Raw genomic sequence first — 220 nt, 5'->3', positions numbered from 1 at the left:
CCGCACGAACGGCGAGGCCAACATCGCCCGCGCCACCCGACGCGCCAACCGCCGCCCACACGACCTCATCACCGCCGTGACCAGCGTCTATCCGACAACGCAATGACCCTGCGCCCCGCACCAGGCGTGCTCGGCATCGGTCAGATGCCGGTAGGCGGCGTAGCCGTCACGCACCAGGGCGCCGGTGAACCCGGGCAGCACCCCACCGGCGTCGATGTCG

The 220-nt window shown here is 71.8% G+C and carries 1 protein-coding gene; it reads right to left on the bottom strand.

The window, feature by feature from the left end; translation table 11 throughout:
• Positions 1-87: 87 nt before the first annotated feature.
• Entirely contained in the window at positions 88-201 is a 114-nt protein-coding gene (locus AC2CHE_RS27095) for an IS66 family transposase (RefSeq protein WP_484507644.1), read from the bottom strand.
• Positions 202-220 lie beyond the last annotated feature (19 nt).

This window comes from Micromonospora sp. ATLC16 (assembly GCF_057196645.1).
This window is presented reverse-complemented; position numbering and strand designations above follow the sequence as displayed.